Here is a 20,604-nt window from a genome sequence, read left to right on the forward strand (position 1 = left end):
CGTCATACTAAACCAAGTAGCGCGTCGGGAGCGTCATATTTGTATAAGGGACGGTGCCCCATGAGCGACCAGCAAGAATTCCCCGAAGACCCGAGCGAATACGCCGACCCAGAGAACGCCGAACACCACTCCACCGGCAAAGGCCTCGCCCTGCCCGGCCAGAACCTGCCGGACAAGGTCTACATCATCCCGATCCACAACCGCCCGTTCTTCCCGGCTCAAGTGCTGCCGGTCATCGTCAATGAAGAACCCTGGGCCGAAACCCTCGACCTGGTCAGCAAATCCGACCACCACTCCCTGGCCCTGTTCTACATGGACACGCCCCAGGAAGACCCGCGCCATTTCGACACCTCGGCCCTGCCGCTGTACGGCACGCTGGTCAAGGTGCACCACGCCAGTCGCGAAAACGGCAAACTGCAATTCGTCGCCCAAGGCCTGACTCGCGTACGCATTCGCAGCTGGCTCAAACACCATCGCCCGCCGTACCTGGTGGAAGTCGAATACCCGCACCAGCCCACCGAGCCGACCGACGAGGTCAAGGCCTACGGCATGGCGCTGATCAACGCGATCAAGGAACTGCTGCCGCTCAACCCGCTGTACAGCGAAGAGCTGAAGAATTACCTCAACCGCTTCAGCCCCAACGATCCGTCGCCGCTGACCGATTTCGCCGCCGCCCTGACCTCGGCCACCGGCAACGATCTGCAGGAAGTGCTCGATTGCGTACCCATGCTCAAGCGCATGGAAAAAGTCCTGCCGATGCTGCGCAAGGAAGTCGAAGTCGCGCGCTTGCAGAAAGAAATTTCCGCCGAAGTTAACCGCAAGATCGGCGAGCATCAGCGCGAGTTCTTCCTCAAGGAACAACTCAAGGTCATCCAGCAAGAGCTGGGCCTGACCAAAGACGACCGCAGCGCCGACATCGAACAGTTCGAGCAACGCCTCACTGGCAAAGTGCTGCCGCCCCAGGCGCAAAAACGCATCGAAGAAGAAATGAACAAGCTGTCAATCCTCGAGACCGGTTCGCCGGAGTACGCGGTCACCCGCAACTACCTCGACTGGGCGACCTCGGTGCCGTGGGGCGTGTTTGGCGAGGACAAACTCGACCTCAAACACGCACGCAAGGTGCTCGACAAACATCACGCCGGCCTCGACGACATCAAGGACCGCATCCTCGAATTCCTCGCCGTCGGTGCTTATAAAGGCGAGATCAGCGGTTCCATCGTCTTGCTGGTCGGCCCGCCGGGCGTGGGTAAAACCAGCGTCGGCAAGTCCATCGCCGAATCCCTCGGCCGGCCGTTCTACCGCTTCAGCCTCGGCGGCATGCGCGACGAAGCCGAGATCAAGGGCCACCGCCGCACCTACATCGGCGCGCAACCGGGCAAACTCGTGCAGGCGTTGAAAGACGTCGAAGTGATGAACCCGGTGATCATGCTCGACGAGATCGACAAGATGGGCCAAAGCTACCAAGGCGACCCGGCCTCGGCGCTGCTGGAAACCCTCGACCCGGAACAGAACGTCGAATTCCTCGATCACTACCTGGACCTGCGTCTGGATCTGTCGAAAGTGCTGTTCGTCTGCACCGCCAACACCCTAGACTCGATCCCCGGCCCGTTGCTGGACCGGATGGAAGTGATTCGCCTGTCGGGTTACATCACCGAAGAAAAAATCGCCATCGCCAAGCGTCACCTGTGGCCCAAGCAGCTGGAAAAGGCCGGCGTGTCCAAGGGCAGCCTGAGCATCAGCGACAGCGCGTTGAAGGCATTGATCGACGGTTATGCCCGTGAAGCCGGGGTGCGCCAGTTGGAAAAACAATTGGGCAAACTGGTGCGCAAAGCCGTGGTGAAATTGATCGACGAGCCGAAAGCGGTGATCAAAATTGCCCCGAAAGACCTCGAAGCCTCACTCGGCCATCCTGTGTTCCGCAACGAACAAGTGCTGTCCGGCACCGGCGTCATCACGGGGCTGGCCTGGACCAGCATGGGTGGCGCGACCTTGCCAATCGAAGCCACGCGCATCCACACGCTCAACCGTGGCTTCAAACTCACCGGGCAATTGGGCGAAGTGATGAAAGAGTCGGCGGAAATCGCCTACAGCTATGTCAGCTCGAACCTTAAGTCGTTTGGCGGTGATCCGAAATTCTTCGACGAGGCCTTCGTCCACCTGCACGTCCCGGAAGGCGCGACCCCGAAAGACGGGCCGAGCGCCGGCGTGACCATGGCCAGCGCCCTGCTCTCCCTCGCCCGCAACCAGCCGCCGAAAAAAGGCGTGGCCATGACGGGAGAACTGACGCTGACCGGGCATGTACTGCCGATTGGCGGGGTGCGTGAGAAGGTGATCGCGGCGCGGCGGCAGAAGATTTTTGAGTTGATTCTGCCGGAGCCTAACCGTGGAAGCTTTGACGAACTGCCGGATTATCTGAAGGAAGGGATTACCGTGCACTTTGCCAAGCGGTTTGCGGATGTGGCGAAAGTGCTTTTCTGATGTCATCGCATGCTGTCGACTCAGGTGGGCAGCATTTTGTTTATATCAGCATAATTTATATTCGAAAAAGCTCTTAACAACTGTCATTTATGACAGTAGATGCGCTTTCCTGCCATGCATATATTACGGACGTCAATTCGGAATCATGGTTAAACTCAGGAAGAGCAAATAATGACTAACTCCCCAGAAACTCTACAAGTGGCCAATGGACTTTGGTCTTTCCATATCGATGACGATAATATTTTTTTTGCGAGTGTGCTGCGCGGCGCTATCTGGAACAATATGGTCGAGCTAAGAGGACTTCACAGCTGGAACGACAATGCATCAAGTAACCACATTGATTTTACGATTGAATTAAAAGACAGGATTCTTGGCAATGGAAAACAAGATCTGCCGGAGAATGGACACTATCTCTACCCGGTAGACAACGAGCTGATAAAAGTCATCTATCGCGGCAACAAAAATGGTGAAATCTTTGAGGGAACTGCACAGCATGGAGAAATAACCATCTGCCACGATACAACAAAACAGCTTTACTACGGTCATTTAAGTATTCAATTCTTGGTTGGCCAAACATCGCGCAATATCAAAAGCGTGTTCGGCATCAGTATCCCCTAAGCGTTAATAATAATGTCGCTCACCTGATACTTGCGACATCCGTCGCAGGTATTTGGCGTGCTACCAATTAGCATTTGGACTTACATCGGGTAAGCTCACCGTTCGTCGTGAACGCCGGAGCCGCTGACCCTATGTCCCCCACTCGCCTGTTTGTCCCCCTCGCCCTCTCCCTGCTGGCCGCGTGCTCCACGCAACCGAAGCAGAACCTGACCGTGGAAAAACAAAGCGAATGCCCGGTACAAATGCGCAGCGGACAGAACCTGATCCTGACCCTGCCTAGCAGCCCGACCACGGGTTATCGCTGGGCGATCCAGGATTCGGCCGGTGGCGTGCTGCATGCGCTCAGCCCCGAGGTGTACAGCAACCCGGAAGACGCCGGCATCGTGGGCAGTGCCGGCCTTTCGACCTGGCGCTTTCAGGCGTTTGCCGTCGGTACGGGCCGCTTGCGTTTGACCTATTCACAGCCCTGGGCACCGGAAGTGCCGGCAGTGAAAACCTTCGACTGCGCGATCGCGGTTAACTGATCGTGGGCTGGCTGATTCTGGCGCTGATGGGCGCGGTGACCTTTCTGTATGGCTTGAGCGTGCATGCCGCGCTGCTCTGCCTGCTGGTCAAACCTTTGCCGGTGTTGGCCTTGCTCGGCTGGTTGCACGACGCACCGCCCAGTGAGTACCGGCGCTGGATCAGCCTGGGATTGATTTTCTCCCTGCTTGGCGATGTGTTGCTGGCATGGCCGGGGGATTTGTTTGTGTTCGGCCTCGGAGCATTTTTGGTCGCCCACCTGGCCTATCTGAAAGCCTATTTGAGCGATTGCCGGCGGCTGGCGTTGTTGCCATTGCTGATTGCCCTGGGTGTTGGCGCGGTGTTGCTGGGGATTTTGATTTCCCGCGGACTGGGCCCATTGTTGATCCCGGTGATTGTTTACGGTCTGGCCATCAGCGCGATGCTCTGGCGGGCGCTGGCCCGACTCGGGACCGAAGTGCCCAAAGGCTCGGCGCTACTGGCGGCAGCCGGTGCGGTGGCGTTTGTGTTTTCCGATAGCGTGATCGGCATCAACCGTTTCGTATCACCATTCGCCGCCGCGCCATACATCATCATCCTCAGCTACTGGTTGGGACAATGGGGTATCGCCGCCTCGGCATTTAATACGAGTGCTCAACTTAGCCATACTTCATAACCATAAAACCCGCAACCTATATCATAACGTTATAAAAACCTGTCAGATCTGACAGTAGCTCGAATCTTCATTCTTTCTTAGTATTCAGTGGCCTTATCCAACTACACATCTAATACAAGGAAGACCATCATGAGCTTTTTCAAAAGCAAAAATACAATTTCTGCCAACACTGCAGAACCCGTCATCACCGTTAGTGCTGAAACACTTGCCACGATTTCTGGCCGAGTGAAGTTCGAGAGCCAAATTGTTGAGTACGCAGCCGATCCCGCGAGTAATCAGATTGCGCTGGTAACCCGCGCAAATACTCAGGACTATTCGCATCGAAGTAAAAAAGGCCTGGTGCTCGTATTCGATAAAAATATTAAATCCGGTACCTATCCTGTTACCGATACGGGCTTTCCTTTCGAAGATGCCTATTACTTTGAAACGGGGACCATCCCAGGCTTCACTACTTCTTTCACATTCAAACCAAAAAGCGGAACTTTCACTGTAGAGGCCATTGAGGCTAGCCCCGAGAAATTGCATTACCAAATCGGCTTTGATTTCAAGGGTGTCGATGAGCGTAACCGTGAGCTAAAAATCGCCGGCAAATCCACTTACATCGTATTCCTGCAACCGCAGTAATCAGCGTTAAATCATGAATGGCCAGGCCGAACGAGTCGAGCTTGGTCATTCAGCTTTCCTCAAAGCGCTCTGCCACGTTTTATCAGACAACCCAAGCATCCCCGCGCCACTTTGGCTAAAATGCCGGCCTTTTCCATCGACACCGCCGGAAACCGCCGTGAGCAAAGACCCCGATCGCCTTTTCGCCCAGCCTTTGGCCCAGGTGCCTGACTTCGCCTTTAACGAGGACGTGGTGCGGGTGTTCCCGGACATGATCAAGCGCTCGGTGCCGGGTTATCCGACCATCGTTGAGAACCTCGGCGTGCTCGCTGCGCAATTCGCCCAGCCCAACAGCGTGCTCTACGACCTCGGCTCGTCCCTGGGTGCCGTGACTCAAGCGTTGCGCCGTCATGTGCGCACCGACGGTTGCCGCGTCATCGCTGTGGATAACTCTGCGGCGATGGTCGAACGCTGCCGCGAATACCTCAACGGTCAGGACTCGATGTTCCAGGAGTTGCTGCCGGTGGAGGTGATCGAAGGCGACATCCTCGCCCTCGACTTCCAGCCAGCCTCGGTGGTGGCGCTGAACTTCACCCTGCAATTCATCGCCCCTGACCAGCGCACCGCCCTGCTCTCACGCATCCGTCAGTCGCTGTTGCCCGGCGGCGCGTTAATCCTCTCGGAGAAGCTGCGTTTCAACGACCCCGAAGAACATGCGCTGCTTACCGACCTGCACGTCGCGTTCAAACGCGCCAACGGCTACAGCGAACTGGAAATCGCCCAGAAGCGCAGCGCCATCGAAAACGTCATGAAGCCCGACAGCCTCGAAGAACATCGCGAGCGCCTGTTGGCTGCCGGGTTCTCGAAAGTCGTGCCGTGGTTCCAGTGTCTTAACTTTGCCTCGTTGATTGCCTTGCCATGATTGATCTGTCCCCCCTCGCCCGCCGTCTGGCTGGCACCCCGCTGGCCGAATGGGCCAACACCCTGCAAGCGCAACTCGACAAGAAAATGGAAAAGGGTCACGGCGATCTGGAGCGCTGGCAAAGTGCGCTGGACGCTTTGCCGAAGATTCAGCCAAGCGAAGTCGACTTGTTGAATGGCCTGACGCTGGACACCGATTGCGACGTTGAGACCCGTGCGCAAATGCGTACTGCGCTGATGGGGTTGTCGCCGTGGCGCAAAGGGCCGTTCGATCTGTTTGGCGTGCATGTCGACACGGAATGGCGTTCGGACTGGAAGTGGTCACGGGTGGCTCCGCATCTGGACCTGAAGGGCAAACGCATCCTTGATGTCGGTTGCGGCAACGGTTACTACATGTGGCGCATGCTCGGTGCCGGCGCCGACAGCGTGATCGGTGTCGACCCGAACTGGCTGTTCTTCTGCCAGTTCCAGGCGGTGCAGCGTTACTTGTCAGAACCCAATGCCTGGCACCTGCCCTTCCCTTTCGAAGACCTGCCGCCAAACATGGAAGGCTTCGACACGGTGTTTTCCATGGGTGTGTTCTACCACCGTCGTTCGCCGATCGAGCATTTGCTGGCGCTGAAGGACTGCCTGGTCAAGGGTGGTGAGTTGGTGCTGGAGACGCTGGTGATTGAAGGCGATCAGCAGCAGGTGCTGGTGCCGGACGACCGTTATGCGCAGATGCGTAACGTGTGGTTCTTGCCGTCGGTGCCGGCGCTGGAATTGTGGTTGCGCCGCGCCGGGTTTACGGATGTTCGCTGTGTCGACGTGAGCGTGACCACGGTCGAAGAACAGCGCGGGACGGAGTGGATGAAGTATCAGTCGCTCAGCGATTTCCTGGATCCCGAGGATCACAGCAAGACAGTTGAAGGGCTGCCGGCGCCGATGCGGGCCGTCATTGTCGCTCGAAAATAAAACACCAATCTCCTATCCATAGGAGATCCCCTGTAGGAGTGAGCCTGCTCGCGATAACGGTGTGTCAGTCGACATCACTATTGACTGATACTCCGCTATCGCGAGCAGGCTCACTCCTACAGGGGTTGGGTGTTCAGTCTGTTGGTTTGGCGCGCCGGGCCTTGAAGAATTCGCTTAACACCGCCCCGCACTCCTCCGCCAACACCCCGCCTTCAAACAACACTCGGTGATTCAAGAATCCCTGAGTGAAAAACTGCCCCTGACTCTGCACGATCCCCGCTTTCGGCTCCAGAGCGCCATACACCACCCGCGCAATCCGCGAATGCACGATCAGCCCGGCGCACATGCTGCACGGCTCAAGGGTCACGTACAGCGTGCTGCCCGGCAGGCGATAGTTGCTGGCGGCCAACGCTGCGGCGCGGATCGCGACCATCTCGGCATGAGCGCTCGGGTCGTGGCCGCTGATCGGGCAATTGAAGCCTCGACCGACGATCTCGCCGTTTTGCACCAGCACCGCGCCCACGGGCACTTCACCCAGCGCCGCGCCTTGTGCGGCCAGGGCCAGTGCTTCGCGCATGAAGTCGCGGTCGCGGCTGCGGTCGATGATCGCGGCGGGACGTATCTGACGCATCAGGCCACCTCGATGGCGGCCATCAGGCCGGTTTCCATGTGGTCGATCACATGGCAATGGAACATCCATACGCCGGGGTTATCCGCCACCAACGCGACTTGTGCGCGCTCGTTCTTGCCGAGCAGGTAAGTGTCGGTGAAGTACGGAATGACCTTGTGCCGGTTCGAGGCGATGACCTTGAAACTCATGCCGTGCAGATGAATCGGGTGCTGATACTGAGTCATGTTCTTCAATTCAAAAATGTAGCTCTTGCCCTTCTCGAGCTTGGCAATCGGGCGGTCGGCGCAGGTCTTGTCCGTGATGTCCCAAGCCTTGCCGTTAATTTGCCACAAGCTTGGTGGCCTACCGTTTTCGACGTTGACCGACACCGAGCCCACCCATTCGAAATTGAAGTTGAGTTTCTCGGCATTGGCCAGGTCCGGCTCGGCCACCGGGTTGGCAGGCAGTGCGGGCGGCCATTCAGTGGGTGCCTCAGTGTTCGCCACCGAACGGAACGTACCCAGACGAACCGGACCGTTGCGCAAGGATAATTCTACACCGGCGGGCGGTGCCTTGATCGCCAGGCAGATGCGCATGCCCGGGCCGAGCCAGTATTCCTTGCCCATTGGGCGCGGCTCCACGGGATTGCCGTCCAGCGCATAGATCTGCGCTTCGACGCCGGGAATGTTGAGGCGATAGGTCAGCGTGTTATCGAGGTTGAGCAGGCGCACGCGGGTAATTTGCCCGGCGGGCAGGTCGATCACCGCTTGCGAGACACCGTTGATGGTCGACAGGCGCCCCGCCGTGCCACCACGGGCGGCTTCGCGAGGAATGCTGAAGGCCACGAACGCGCCCTCTTCGTCGACGTGCCAGCTCTTGAGGCTCAGGGTTTTCTCGTACTTGAAACCGGTGGGCTCGCGCTCTTCGATAATCAGCGGGCCGACAAGGCCGCGGCCGAGTTCTTCGCTGCTGTTGACGTGCGGGTGATACCAGTAGCTACCGGCGTCTGGCACGCGGAATTTGTAGTCGAAGTATTCGCCCGGCAATACCGGAAGCTGCGATACATAGGGCACGCCGTCCATTTCCAGTGGCAGGCGGATGCCGTGCCAGTGAATGGTGGTCGCCACCGGCAGATGGTTGAGGAAGCGCACCCGCAGCCATTCGCCCTGACGAACCCGCAGTTCAGTGCCCGGCGCCGACGGACCGAACGCCCAGGCCTCGGTCTTGTGCCCGGCGACCAGTTCGACGTCCAGCGGTGCTGCGATCAGCTCATAGTCATGGCCGGCGTCAGCGTCGGCCATCTTGCCCAGCCAGTACCTCGACGCGCCCCCCGCCCCGACACCAACGACAACAAGACCGGCCAGGCCACCGAGGATTTGGCGACGGGTAAAGGACATGAACTCAACTACCTCACGTATCAGCGACAGACCCGTGGGCCTGTAAAAGGCGAATACGATACACCTGCGGTTGAGAAACAGTAAGGGTGGGGCGGCGGATGGCCGCACTCAAAGCCTGGTTGGCAATATCTGTGGTGAGGGGGCTTTTGTGGCGAGGGGATTTATCCCCGTTGGGTTGCGAAGCGACCCTAAAACCATCCACTACGGTATTTCAGATAAATCGCGCTGACCGGTTTACGACTGCTTCGTAGCCGAAAGGGGCGATGCGGCGTTCCGACGAGCCCCCTCGCCACAGGGTTTTCAGCTATGGCTGTAGGCCGGTGATCAAATGCACCACCCCGTCATCCAGCGTCATGACGCCCGGCACACCTGCCACATTTAATGCCTGCCGATCTATCCGCGCTACGTCCCGCAACTCCACCCGAACCCGGGTCAGTGCAACCGGCTGCTGCGACTTGAGGTTTTCCACGCCACCTAGCGCGGCTACGACATTTGCAGGCAAACCGGACACCGGCTGAATAATGGCTTTCGGCTCATCCACCACCAGATCCGGCGTCAATGCTTTCCAGAACGCTCGCTGCATTTTCTCGAACATGTTCAGTTCTCCAGAACCAGTGAAGTATCGACCGTCGCCTCGTGATACAGCCGCAACGCCTCGCGCACCTGCCCGGCACTTTCCAGGCCCAGCACTTGCTGGGCGATGGCCTGGCAACTCACCAAATCCACTTCGCGAACGGCTGCCTTTATGGCCGGAATCAACGGCACACTCACTGACAGCTCATCCACCCCAAGCCCCAGCAATAGCGGCACGGCCAGTGTCTCGGAGGCCATGGCGCCACACACCCCGACCCATTTGCCGTGGGCGTGCGCGGCCTTCACGGTGCAGGCAATCAACCGCAGAACCGCCGGATGGAAGCTGTCGGCCTGACTGGCCAGACGCGGGTGATCGCGGTCCATGGCCAGGGTGTATTGGGTGAGGTCGTTGGTGCCGATAGAGAAGAAATCCACCTCGGGCGCAAACAGGTCCGCCATCAGTGCCGCCGCCGGCACTTCGATCATGATCCCCAGCTTGGGCAGTGCCGTGAGTCCCAATGCCAGCGCCTCTTCTTCAAGCAGTTGCCGGGCCAGGCGCAACTCCGAAAGCTGCGTGATCATCGGCAGCATGATGTGCAGCCGGGCCAGCCCGGCGCTGTTCAGGATGGCCTTGAACTGATCGCGCAGCAGCTGCGGACGCTCCAGGCACAAACGAATCCCGCGCATGCCCAGGAAGGGATTGGTTTCGCTGTCCATCGGCACGTAGGCCAGAGGTTTGTCGCCGCCGACGTCCAGCGTGCGCACCACCAGATTACGCGCCGGCCCGAGCGCCTTGGCGATGGCGCTATAGGTGGACGCTTGCTCGTCATGACTCGGCGCATGATTGCGGTCCAGATAAAGAAACTCCGAGCGCAACAAGCCGACGCCCTCGCCTCCCAACGCCATGGCCTGTTCGGCTTCAGCCAGCGAAGCGATGTTGGCGGTCACTTCAAAATGATGACCATCGCGGGTACAGGCAGCCAGCGTCGCGTGCGCCAACTCATGCTGCTGGCGTTGCTGTTGAAGCTGCCGCTTGGCTTGCAGCTGCTCAATAGCCTGCAGATCCGGATCCAGCTGCAGCTCGCCCTTGTCGGCATCGAGCAACACCTGGGTTCCGTTGACCAGCGCCAGCACTTGCACAGGCAGCCCGCAGATCGCCGGTATACCGAACGCCCGGGCGAGGATCGCGACGTGGCTGGTGGCGCCGCCGCCGACCGTGGCGAAACCCAGCACCGTGCGGGTATCGAGCCCGGCGGTTTGTGACGGTGTCAGTTGTTCGGCGATCAGGATCGCCCCTTCAGGCAGCTCCATCGCCTGATCCCGCACACCGAGGATCAGCTTTAGCACCCGCTGACTCACATCGGCCAAGTCCGCCGCCCGTTCCGCGAGCAAGGCGTTGCCTAGGCTTTTGAACAGGTTAGCCGTCGACTCGGTGGCCGTGCACCAGGCAAACCCGGCGCTTTTACCTTCGTTGATCAGCACGTGAGCCATGTCCAACAAACCCGGATCTTCGAGCAGTTCCTGATGTGCCTTGAAGATGTCTGCCTGCGCGTCGCCAATGGCGTTATCACGCAATTGTTGTAGGGCCACCAGCGCCTCGGCCAAGGCACGAGACAGCTGATCGCGTTCAACCTGCGGCGTGGCGCCAAGCTCCTTCACTTCGAGGTTTTGCTCGGCTATCTGCACCACTTGGCCAAACGCTGATCCGGGCGATGCGCAAACCCCACGCAGCACCGTCAGCGATGAAGCCTCGATCGCATGCACCTCGACCTGCGCCGAGGCCGCCACCGCTTCACCGCATCCACTTGCCAGCAGTTCAGTCAGCGTCTGGATCGCCGCTTCAGCGTCCGGACCGGCCGCGCTGACTTGCAAAACGTCACCGTGAGCCGTTTGCAACGCCATGATCGCCACCAAGGATTTCGCGTTCGCACTCTCCTGCTTTTTATGCAGGTAAATGCTCGCCGAAAAACCTTTCGCCGCTTGGGCGAACACCGCCGCCGGACGGGCGTGCAAGCCATTCGGGTTGGCCAGTGTCAGCGGTTTGGAAAACAGTGCTTCGTCCTCTTCCGGTACCGGCACATCCGCTGTTTGCTCGACAGGGTTCAAACTCAGTAGCGGCTGGCCACTCTCTACCAGACCGGTTTCAGGCGTCAGCCAAGTGAACGGCTCCCCGCTGACCACCAGCATCAACGTCAGCAAGCTGCGGGCATTTAATGCAACAAAATCGGCATCGAACTCGATCAGCGACTGCCCAACGTCAACGTGCTGGCCCTCCTCCACCAGCCGCGTGAACCCCTTCCCTGCCAGGTTCACCGTGTCGAGGCCGATGTGCAGCAACACCTGCACACCATTTTCGCTGGTGATGCTGACCGCATGCCCACTTGCCTGCACATTGCTGACAACCCCTGCCAACGGCGCGCACAAGGTAGTTGAGGTCGGATCGATGCACAGGCCATCGCCGATGACCCGGCTGGAAAACACCGGATCGGGCACGAGGTCCAGTGGCATCAATACGCCGGACAGGGGGGCGTGCAGTTGCAATTGTTGGGGTGTGGCCATGACGTCACCTGCTGGTTTGTTCTTTGAAGTGCCGATGGAGCGCGAGGCTCCGACAGCATCGCTTATTTCCACCAATACTCGACCTGCAATCCGACATTCGAACCGTGCCGCGCCGTGCCGAAGGCGCCGGTATCGGACAACGCCGAACCCGCCGCCAGTTCATTGGCCGCCCGTTTGGCCGCCTCGTTCCAGCTGGCATAGGTGTAATACAGACGCACCTCGGGCCGAGCCCAGAATTCCGGGCCTTTGGGCGACCACGTCGGGGCGAAGGTAAACTTGCTCAGCTTGCGCGTGCCGCCCATGGCTTCGACTTGATCGTGACCCAGTTCGGCCACCAGTTTGAACTGCTCGGTGATCGCGTACGCCGGACGAATCCCCAAGGAAACCCAGTTCTGATCGGCGCCGTCCGGGCGAATGTCTTTCTGGTAAACCGCCTCGACTTGCCCGCCAAATCGCGGCGTCACTTGCCAGTCGAAGAACTCCACCACCCGGTAACTTTTGTTGCTGTCGTCCAGCTTTACGTTACCGGTATAACCCAATCCGGTGCCTGGGCCTTCCCCGTACTGGAAAGCCAGTTTGTTCTTGCCGCCCAGAAAACCTTTTTGCACATGCTGCGCGGTGATTGCCCAGCCGCGATGAGCCTCTCGGCTGTCGGGTTTATCGATGTAGCTCAGCCCGAGTTCCAGTTCACCACCGGGGTTGGTATCGAAGCCGGCGACGTTGAAATCGTGACGGTTGATGTAGTCCTTCTGGTACAGATTGTCTTTGCGCGAAAAAGCGTAGCTGTACTTCAGATCGCCGATCAGCACATCCTCGATACCACCCCCCGTGGCGCTCTGGTTCCAGTAGTCGAAGTCGGAAATGTGGATGTCGTTCCGCTTGTAATAACGCCGGCCGGCCCACAGCGAACCGCCGTTGAGGCTGGGCATGTTCGACAACTGCGCGTACAGCTGCGGCATGCGCACCGAGCCGTTATCGCCGTTGAATGTCAGGTCCTTGTCGTACTGGTTATACAGCGAAGCCATGCCGTCGACGCTCAGCACCGAACCGTCGTCCAGGGTGTACAAATCCTGACGTAGTTCGAGTTCGGCGTACTGCTCACACTCGTTGCCCAAGCGGTATTTTGTCTGCGCCCCAGGCAGCTGGAAACACTGCTGTTTACCACTGCTGACCGATGTTCCGACGCCGCTGCGCAGGTAACCGCCGAATTCCAGGGCCTGCGCCGATAATGGCAACGCCAGGCACACGCTCGCGGCGACAAGGCTGCGATTTATTGTTGTTTTCAAGAACCACCCCATTATTTTTATTGTGTTGTTCCGCAAATTCGGCGCGCAAAACTTCCCCGCGCAGCGTTCTGCGTGTTTTTTAAGTCGGTGTTTTTTTAGTGGTCGGTCAGTCGGTCAGGTGCAGAACGAATGACTCATAGGGCCTTAACAGAATCTGCTGGTTTCGCGGCGGACAGTCCGGGTAGTTGCTGATGACCAAGCGTTGAGCCATCGCGTCGCTGATCACTTCATCCGCCAGCTCCACTTCGCACGGCGTGCCATAGAAGTTGTTCAGTACCAGCAAACGCTCGCCATTACCTTCACGCACATACGCCCAGATTTGCGTGTGCTCCGGCAGCAATTGCCGGTAGACGCCATCAGACATCAGCGCTTCGCTGCGGCGCAGGGCAATCAACTGACGGTAGTGATGTAGCACAGAGTCCGGATCGTCGAACTGAGTGGCGACGTTGATCTGCGCCGCGTTGGCCGGCACGCCAATCCAAGGTTCTGCGGCGCTGAACCCTGCGTTCGGCTCGGCGCTCCAGTGCATCGGCGTACGGCCATTGTCCCGGGACTTCTGCATGATCGCCGCCATGTTCTCGGCATCATCGGCTCCCGCCTCGCGCTTGAGGCGGAAGATGTTCAGCGTCTCGACATCGCGGTACTGATCAATGTGATCAAACCCCGGATTGGTCATGCCCAGTTCTTCACCCTGGTACACAAACGGTGTGCCCTGAAGGAAATGCAGCGCGGTGCCGAGCATCTTCGCCGACACCACGCGATGCTCGCCGTCATGGCCAAAACGCGAGACCACGCGCGGCTGGTCGTGGTTACACCAGAACAGCGCGTTCCAGCCACCGCCAGCCTGCATGCCGGTCTGCCAGTCGGACAGAATGCGCTTGAGCTGGAGGAAGTCGAAGTCAGCGCGAATCCACTTCTGCAGGTTCGGGTAATCGACCTTCAGGTGATGGAAATTGAAGGTCATCGACAGTTCTTTCGAATCCGGTTTCGAGTAGCGAATGCAGTGTTCCAGGCTGGTGGAGGACATCTCGCCGACGTTGATCAGGTCGTAGCCTTCGAAGACTTCGCGGTGCATTTGCTGCAAGTACTCATGCACATTCGGGCCGTCGGTGTAGAAGCGTCGACCGTCGGTGTCGTCCTCGGGGAAATCCGCCGGTTTCGAGATCAGGTTGATCACATCCAGACGGAAACCGCCCACGCCTTTATCGCGCCAGAAACGCATCATTTTGAAGACTTCGGCGCGTACCTTCGGGTTGTCCCAATTCAGGTCGGCCTGGGTGTGATCGAACAGGTGCAGGAAGTACTGACCGGTCTGCGCCTCGTATTCCCACGCCGAACCGCCGAACTTGGATTCCCAGTTGTTGGGCTGATCGCGCCAGATGTAAAAGTCGCGGTACGGGTTGTCGAGGCTGCTGCGGGCCTGCTGGAACCAGGAGTGTTCGATCGAGGTGTGGTTGACCACGATGTCGAGCATCAGCTTGATCCCGCGCTTGCCGGCCTCGGCGATCAGCAATTCGCAATCGGCCATGGTCCCGTAGCTCGGGTCGATGGCGTAGTAGTCGCTGATGTCGTAACCGTTGTCGCGCTGGGGTGAACGCAGGAACGGCGTGATCCACAGGCAATCGACACCCAGCCAGTGCAGGTAATCGAGCTTGGCCACGACGCCGAGCAAATCACCCGTGGGGTTGCCGGCGTGGCTGTGAAAACTCTTCGGGTAGATCTGGTAGATCACCGAACGTTGCCAGTCTTGCATGGCGCTATTCCTTCAATAAGTTTTGTACTGGCCTGGAGGGCCTCTTCGCGGGCAAGCCTCGCTCCTACATTGAAATGCGTAACTCTGTAGGAGCGAGGCTTGCCCGCGAATGGATCTATCAGGCGACCCGATACCCCGGCCGAACAATCTTCATGCTCAACCCGCAGGTCAAAACAAACGGCACAACCATGGCGATGACCATCCCGATCACGAACATCGGAATGTACTGCGGAATGATCGAGATGAAACCGGGCAAGCCACCGACACCGATTGCCGAGGCCTGGACCTTGTTCAGCGACAGGAAGATGCAGCCCAGGGCCGAGCCGGTCAGGGCCGCGTAGAACGGAAATTTGTAGCGCAGGTTGACCCCGAACATGGCCGGCTCAGTGATGCCGAAATAAGCGGAAATCGCCGAGGTCGAGGCCATGCTTTTGTCGCGCACATTGCGGGTCATGTAGAACACCGCCAAAGCCGCGCTGCCCTGGGCGAGGTTGGACATGACGATCATCGGCCAGATGAACGTGCCGCCCTGGGTGGAGATCAGCTGCAAGTCGACCGCGAGGAACATGTGGTGCATGCCGGTGATCACCAGCGGCGCGTAGAGCAAACCGAAAATCGCGCCACCGACCATCGGAGCCAGATCAAACAGGGTCACCACGCCCTCGGTGATGAGAATCCCCAGATGCCGGGTCACCGGGCCAATCACGGCCAGCGCCAGCACGCCGGTGACGACGATGGTGGTGATCGGCACCACCAGTAATTGCACCGCGTTCGGCACCCGCGCCCGCAGCCATTTTTCGATGACGCTCATCACGCAGGCCGCCAGCAGGATCGGCAGGATCTGTCCCTGATAACCAACCTTCTCGATCTGGAACAGCCCGAGAATGTCGAAGTACGGCAGGCTCTGGCCGTCGAGACCCGCGACTGCCTTGCCGTAGTTCCAGGCATTGAGCAGATCGGGGTGAACCAGCATCAGGCCGAGTACGATGCCAAGGATTTCGCTGCCGCCAAACCGCTTGGCCGCCGACCAGCCCACCAGCGCCGGGAGGAACACGAACGAAGTGTTGGCCATCAGGTTGATCAGGCTCCAGAGCCCGTCAAGTTTCGGATAGGCGTCCAGCAGGGTCTGGCCCTCGATGAACATGCCCTTGGCGCCGATCAGGTTGTTGATGCCCATCAACAGTCCCGCAATGATCAACGCCGGCAGGATCGGCATGAACACGTCGGAAAACACCCGCACCAGACGCTGCATGGCGTTTATTTTGTCGGCGCTTTTTTGTTTAACGTCGGCGATGGTTGATGCGGCGAGACCGGTTTGGCGGCGCAATTCGGCATAAACCTTTTCAACCTCGCCGGGGCCGATAACCACCTGGAACAGGCCACCAGTGAAGAACGAGCCCTTTACCAGGTCGATCTGGTTCAGCGTGGCGCTGTCGACCAGGCTCGAGTCCTTGAGGGCCAGGCGCAGGCGTGTGACGCAGTGCGCGGCCTGCTCGAGGTTGTCGCTGCCGCCGAGGCTTTGCAGCAACTCGCTGGCGATGTTCGGATAGTCGTGGCTCATGCTTTTCTTCCGCTGTAGTTTTTTGTTTTGGCAGCACGCCGAAGCGAAAAGTACTCGTCTGTACGAGTTAAAGCAACAACTCGTACAGACGAGTTTGATTTTGTTTATCTGCAACGCGACAGTCGGCGATTTTTCCTACTTCCCGAAACGATGAAACCTAAAGCCGCATGGACAAACCCCTACCCTGCCCTTAAGGTTCGAAACCTTGAGTACATCGCGGCACAGAGCCATCCCCATGAGTAAATACAACCAGATCTACAGCGATCTGCTTGCCAGCATCACGACCGAACGTCTGGAACGCGGCGCCCGGTTGCCTTCCGAAACCGAATTGATGGACAGCTATCAAGCCAGCCGCGGCACCGTGCGCAAGGCCATCGAGCAATTGCAGGAGCGCGGTTTCGCCCAGAAAGTCCACGGCAAAGGCACCTTCGTGCTGTCGACCAACCCGATCGAATTCCAGTTGGGCGGCATCGTCAGCTTCCAGGAGACTTACCCGCGACTGGGCAACGACGTCAGCACCGAGGTGGTCGAATTCACACAAATCCCCCTCGAAGGCTCGCTGCTCGAACACCTCAAGGCTGAAGAAGGCAGCCTGATCACGCGGATCAAGCGAGTGCGGCGGATCGACGGCAAGCGCGTGATCCTCGACATCAACCATTTCGTCAGCGATGTGATTCCCGGCCTGTCCCGCGACATCGCCGAGCAGTCGATCTACGCCTTCATCGAACAGACCCTGCAACTGCAAATCGCCTACGCCCAGCGCACCATCGAAGCGGTGCCCCGGAGCAAGGACGACCAGCACCACCTGGACCTCGACGGCCAGAGCCATGTGATCGTGGTCAGCAACCAGACCTTCCTGCAGGACGGTCGCCAGTTCGAGTACACCGAATCACGGCATACCCTCGACAAATTCTACTTTTCGGACGTGGCACGGCGCTGACCCTACACGGTCACGAAATGCATGTGGGCATAACTATGTAGTGCACTTGCCTTGAGCAAATGGGTAATCCTCACGGCCCATTTCTCAAGGAGCGAGAGCATGCCAGTTGATCAGAGTACCGAAGCGTTACCCAATGCCGCCGACAAGGAGCAGCTGAAAACGATTGCCCCCGTCATCGTGACAGCCTGCCCGGGCTTGAAAGAAGAGGCCCATGCGGTGGCCAGCGAAATCCTGAAGAAACACGGCATCACCGACCTAGACCCGGATCAGGTCTGGTGGCATCGGTTCGACAATGTCTCGGCCAGCAGCACCAAGGCCTTTCTGAGTTGGGAGCACGCCCCCAAACCCTGCGAATCATTGACCCTGACGCAGCTGGTCATCCACGGGTACCGCGTGACCGATCAAGACGACGCCCTCGAACTGAACAGTAATGGCGGGTTTTACACTGCAGATGCAAACGCCAGTATTTTCAATGAAACCAATGAAGTGCGGATGTACCCCAGCAAGGCCCTCACGGACCTGTGGGAGATGAACCTCAGTGATCGCTATCTGAACAAACTGAATGCTTTCTGGACGACACATTTCGATGACTTCCGGGCCCTGGCCAAATGTAACTACCTCAGCAAGGCCGTCGAGGCGCGGCAAAACGGTCAACTGGAGGAGGAAGATTTCCAGACCATCGTAAGGGCCGTCACCGGTGGCACGGCCTGGCCGATTACCCTGTCGGCCCTGCAAGCGCAAACCGCTACGCCTGAGGATCTTCGTGTCTGCGCCCTGGATGTCGCCGGGCATGTCGCCACCGATATTCTGCGCATTGTTGACCAAAAAGGTCGGCAGATCACTTACGTCCCCGGCGCCGCGCAGCCCTTCCACGTGCATCCGACACTGACGGACATGCACTGGTGGATCCTGCTTCAAATGAATGAAGAGCAGCCACGCACCGAGTTCATGACCCATTTCCCGCTGTCGGTCCGTAAAGAAGTCCACGACAACATCACCCCGCTGATGAACCAGCTGGTTGGCACCTGGGGCAAGTACGACCACCACTTGATCAATCAAAAAGACATCACCATCGACGGCGATGCCTTCACCTGGCAGAGCCGGGCAGTCCAGGGCACGATGCTGGAAGAGGTTGACCTGACACTGGTGACCCATGGACAGATGCGCAAACAGCTTTGGCTGGGCTACCTGACTGCCGGTCTGCATGTGTTTGGTCCATTGACCGTTCTGGGCTGGCCCATCGCATTGACGGTGATCGGGGCCAGTATCGCGGCGATGGGCTTGAACATCGACAAAGCAGTCAATGGCAAGACGGCGGCGGAACGCAAGGCCGGCGTCATCGGCGCGGTGCTCGACGGCATCAATGCCCTGTTCAACATCCCGCTGCTCAAGGAAGTCAGTGTATTGGAGGACGCGGGAGCTTCGGTCGACGCAACCGAAGCGGCTGAGATGGCAGACCTGAGGGCCACCGGTCATCCGGATGAATCTGTCGATGCACAAGCCCCACAAGCGTCCGGTGATTCTCAGGGAATAATCCGTCAACTGGAAGAATTCACTCCGCTGCCGAAGGACTCCGGGCAAGCCATTGAAGTGCCAGAGCACTGGCAAAGCAATGAAATCCTGGAAAGCCAGACGCCTCTGGCCACGAGCGGAAAATTCCAGGGCATCTACTCGCTGGACTCCAATCCTTCCACCGCCATCATGATGAACGACCAGGCTTACTACGTTCGCTACGAAGCCGACATCAACGGCGGCGGCACATGGGCGATCATTGATCCGCAAAAGCCTCTCGCTTCTTCAGGTTCCATGCCTGTACGCCTGAATGCCGAGGGTGAATGGGAACTGGCGCCGAAAAGTGGGTTAAAGGGCGGCAGCAAGGACCTCGTCGAACCCGTTCCCGGATCCTCCACTGGAACCACCCAAGCCCGGCCACCGGCTGATTTGTTCCGACACCTGACAAAATACGATACCCCCAATGGGCGTTCGATGAACTTCCTGGCACTGGGCAAAAAAGAAACGCACGTCAAAATCGTCAACCTTCCCGACGGGACCATCAAAGGAGTCACTGTTTACGATGAGTTCGTCGCCCAACGGCGCACAGCACTGGTGAGAGATGCGCGCACATTCCATACCCCAAGGAATTTTTTCGCCTCGTTGCCCGCGCGTCCGGTACAGCCCGTCATCACGCCATCCACGACCGTCCCGGAACTCATTGAGAAGATATTCGATGTCGCGCCCGGGCTCGTCGTCGGTGAAAGTCAGGATCGCATTGCGAGCATGCGGTTCCTTATCGAAAACATGCCGACACTGGCAAAACAAGGCGTCAAGACGATCTACATGCACCGTCTGCTTAACGACTTCAGCCAAGTCGACCTGAACAAATTTGCCGAAACAGGAAAAATGGAAGGCATGTTGGGACTGTATTTGAAACAGCTTCAGAGCGATCCCGCCGGGCAGTTCACACCACTGGAAGTGGTGCGTACGGCCCAACAGTACGGCATTCGAATCCAGGCCACTGATTGCCTGGCAAGCTATCGGTACGAAGGCGCGTCCTTTGGCACCCTGTCGCAACAATCCATCAAGAACTACCTCACTCACACGATCATCCAGGCCAACGAAGCCTACAGCCCGGGAAAATGGGTGGTGCTGACCGGCCAGGAAAACACCAACACGTTCAGGGGCATTGCCGGCATCAGCGAAACGGAGGGGGGCATCGGTTTGCGGATCGAAGAAGTTCGTCCTGACCAGAGTCTGCACATCGAGATCGACCATGGCATCGAGGTGGGCCGTGACGTTCAGCCGCCACAACCGCAAATGAGCGGAGACTTTGATACTTTGTATGCCGACTTCAGCCTGGAAATGCCCACTCCAGTCATTCAACGAACACAGGAAGCACTCCTCCGGCTCTTGTACCGCCCAGGCATGTTCACCATCGAGCAATCAGAGGACTTCTGGACGTTGATCCATCGCAGCAGGACCGGCGTGATTGTGCGTACGATGATTGAGCGAACGGAGGGTGGCGGCTTTCTGATCAACCGTCCCGCGTGGACCGATCTGCATCAGGTCAACTTCCAGAATGTTGGCCTTCTTGCACGAGCACTCAACCGCATGGGCATGACACTCGAAGGCCGTCTGCCTGTGTAACAAGGCAGAATCTGATACGCAAAAGGCCCC

General features: G+C 58.5%; 16 protein-coding genes. 9 read left to right on the plus strand and 7 right to left on the minus strand.

Features of this window, described 5'->3' with window-relative positions:
* The first annotated feature begins 60 nt into the window (after positions 1-60).
* The 7 genes from lon to cmoB all read left to right on the plus strand — a co-directional run bounded on the left by lon (position 61) and on the right by cmoB (position 6,751).
* Positions 61-2,478 carry an endopeptidase La gene (gene lon, locus EYC95_RS04780; protein WP_131059347.1) on the plus strand — a complete coding sequence of 806 codons (2,418 nt, stop codon included), beginning with the start codon at positions 61-63 and terminating at the stop codon, positions 2,476-2,478.
* Positions 2,479-2,649: 171 nt separating this feature from the next.
* Positions 2,650-3,096 (plus strand): hypothetical protein, encoded by a 447-nt coding sequence (locus EYC95_RS04785; RefSeq protein WP_131059348.1) that lies wholly within the window; start codon positions 2,650-2,652, stop codon positions 3,094-3,096.
* Between the two features lie 131 nt (positions 3,097-3,227).
* Positions 3,228-3,620 (plus strand): protease inhibitor I42 family protein, encoded by a 393-nt coding sequence (locus tag EYC95_RS04790; protein WP_131059349.1) that lies wholly within the window; start codon positions 3,228-3,230, stop codon positions 3,618-3,620.
* Positions 3,621-3,622: 2 nt separating this feature from the next.
* A complete protein-coding gene (locus EYC95_RS04795) occupies positions 3,623-4,273 on the plus strand; it encodes a lysoplasmalogenase (protein ID WP_131059350.1) in 651 nt (216 codons plus the stop codon).
* Between the two features lie 129 nt (positions 4,274-4,402).
* On the plus strand, positions 4,403-4,897 hold the full coding sequence (locus tag EYC95_RS04800; RefSeq protein ID WP_131059351.1) for a hypothetical protein: 495 nt from the start codon (positions 4,403-4,405) through the stop codon (positions 4,895-4,897).
* 157 nt (positions 4,898-5,054) lie between these two features.
* The gene (gene cmoA / locus EYC95_RS04805) at positions 5,055-5,798 is read left to right on the plus strand and encodes a carboxy-S-adenosyl-L-methionine synthase CmoA (protein WP_131059352.1); all 744 of its coding nucleotides are present in this window, start codon (positions 5,055-5,057) and stop codon (positions 5,796-5,798) included.
* The gene (gene cmoB, locus EYC95_RS04810) at positions 5,795-6,751 is read left to right on the plus strand and encodes a tRNA 5-methoxyuridine(34)/uridine 5-oxyacetic acid(34) synthase CmoB (protein WP_131059353.1); all 957 of its coding nucleotides are present in this window, start codon (positions 5,795-5,797) and stop codon (positions 6,749-6,751) included. Before cmoA ends, cmoB begins: the two co-directional genes overlap by 4 nt.
* A 133-nt stretch (positions 6,752-6,884) precedes the next feature.
* Here the strand turns inward: cmoB and tadA are convergent, their stop codons facing one another.
* The 7 genes from tadA to treP all read right to left on the minus strand — a co-directional run bounded on the left by tadA (position 6,885) and on the right by treP (position 16,490).
* A complete protein-coding gene (gene tadA / locus EYC95_RS04815; protein ID WP_131059354.1) occupies positions 6,885-7,382 on the minus strand; it encodes a tRNA adenosine(34) deaminase TadA in 498 nt (165 codons plus the stop codon).
* Entirely contained in the window at positions 7,382-8,758 is a 1,377-nt protein-coding gene (locus EYC95_RS04820) for a multicopper oxidase family protein (RefSeq protein ID WP_131059355.1), read from the minus strand. The genes tadA and EYC95_RS04820 overlap by 1 nt, the downstream gene beginning before the upstream one ends.
* A gap of 304 nt (positions 8,759-9,062) precedes the next feature.
* A complete protein-coding gene (locus tag EYC95_RS04825) occupies positions 9,063-9,353 on the minus strand; it encodes a PTS transporter subunit EIIB (protein ID WP_131059356.1) in 291 nt (96 codons plus the stop codon).
* Between the two features lie 2 nt (positions 9,354-9,355).
* Positions 9,356-11,890 (minus strand): phosphoenolpyruvate--protein phosphotransferase, encoded by a 2,535-nt coding sequence (gene ptsP / locus EYC95_RS04830; RefSeq protein ID WP_131059357.1) that lies wholly within the window; start codon positions 11,888-11,890, stop codon positions 9,356-9,358.
* A 62-nt stretch (positions 11,891-11,952) separates the two neighbouring features.
* Complete coding sequence (locus EYC95_RS04835) at positions 11,953-13,176, minus strand: carbohydrate porin (RefSeq protein ID WP_131059358.1); 1,224 nt, start codon at positions 13,174-13,176, stop codon at positions 11,953-11,955.
* 106 nt (positions 13,177-13,282) lie between these two features.
* The gene (gene treC / locus EYC95_RS04840) at positions 13,283-14,929 is read right to left on the minus strand and encodes an alpha,alpha-phosphotrehalase (RefSeq protein WP_131059359.1); all 1,647 of its coding nucleotides are present in this window, start codon (positions 14,927-14,929) and stop codon (positions 13,283-13,285) included.
* Positions 14,930-15,047: 118 nt separating this feature from the next.
* On the minus strand, positions 15,048-16,490 hold the full coding sequence (gene treP / locus EYC95_RS04845; protein ID WP_131059360.1) for a PTS system trehalose-specific EIIBC component: 1,443 nt from the start codon (positions 16,488-16,490) through the stop codon (positions 15,048-15,050).
* Positions 16,491-16,725: 235 nt separating this feature from the next.
* On the opposite strand from treP, the gene treR reads away from it, so the two are divergent.
* Together treR and EYC95_RS04855 are read left to right on the plus strand one after the other, a co-directional pair.
* The gene (gene treR, locus EYC95_RS04850) at positions 16,726-17,430 is read left to right on the plus strand and encodes a trehalose operon repressor (RefSeq protein ID WP_131059361.1); all 705 of its coding nucleotides are present in this window, start codon (positions 16,726-16,728) and stop codon (positions 17,428-17,430) included.
* A gap of 99 nt (positions 17,431-17,529) precedes the next feature.
* Positions 17,530-20,574, plus strand: coding sequence for a membrane-targeted effector domain-containing toxin (locus EYC95_RS04855; RefSeq protein ID WP_131059362.1), 3,045 nt, complete (start codon positions 17,530-17,532; stop codon positions 20,572-20,574).
* Positions 20,575-20,604: the final 30 nt, after the last annotated feature.

This window comes from Pseudomonas sp. BGI-2, assembly GCF_004310295.1.
Classification (GTDB): Bacteria; Pseudomonadota; Gammaproteobacteria; order Pseudomonadales; family Pseudomonadaceae; genus Aquipseudomonas.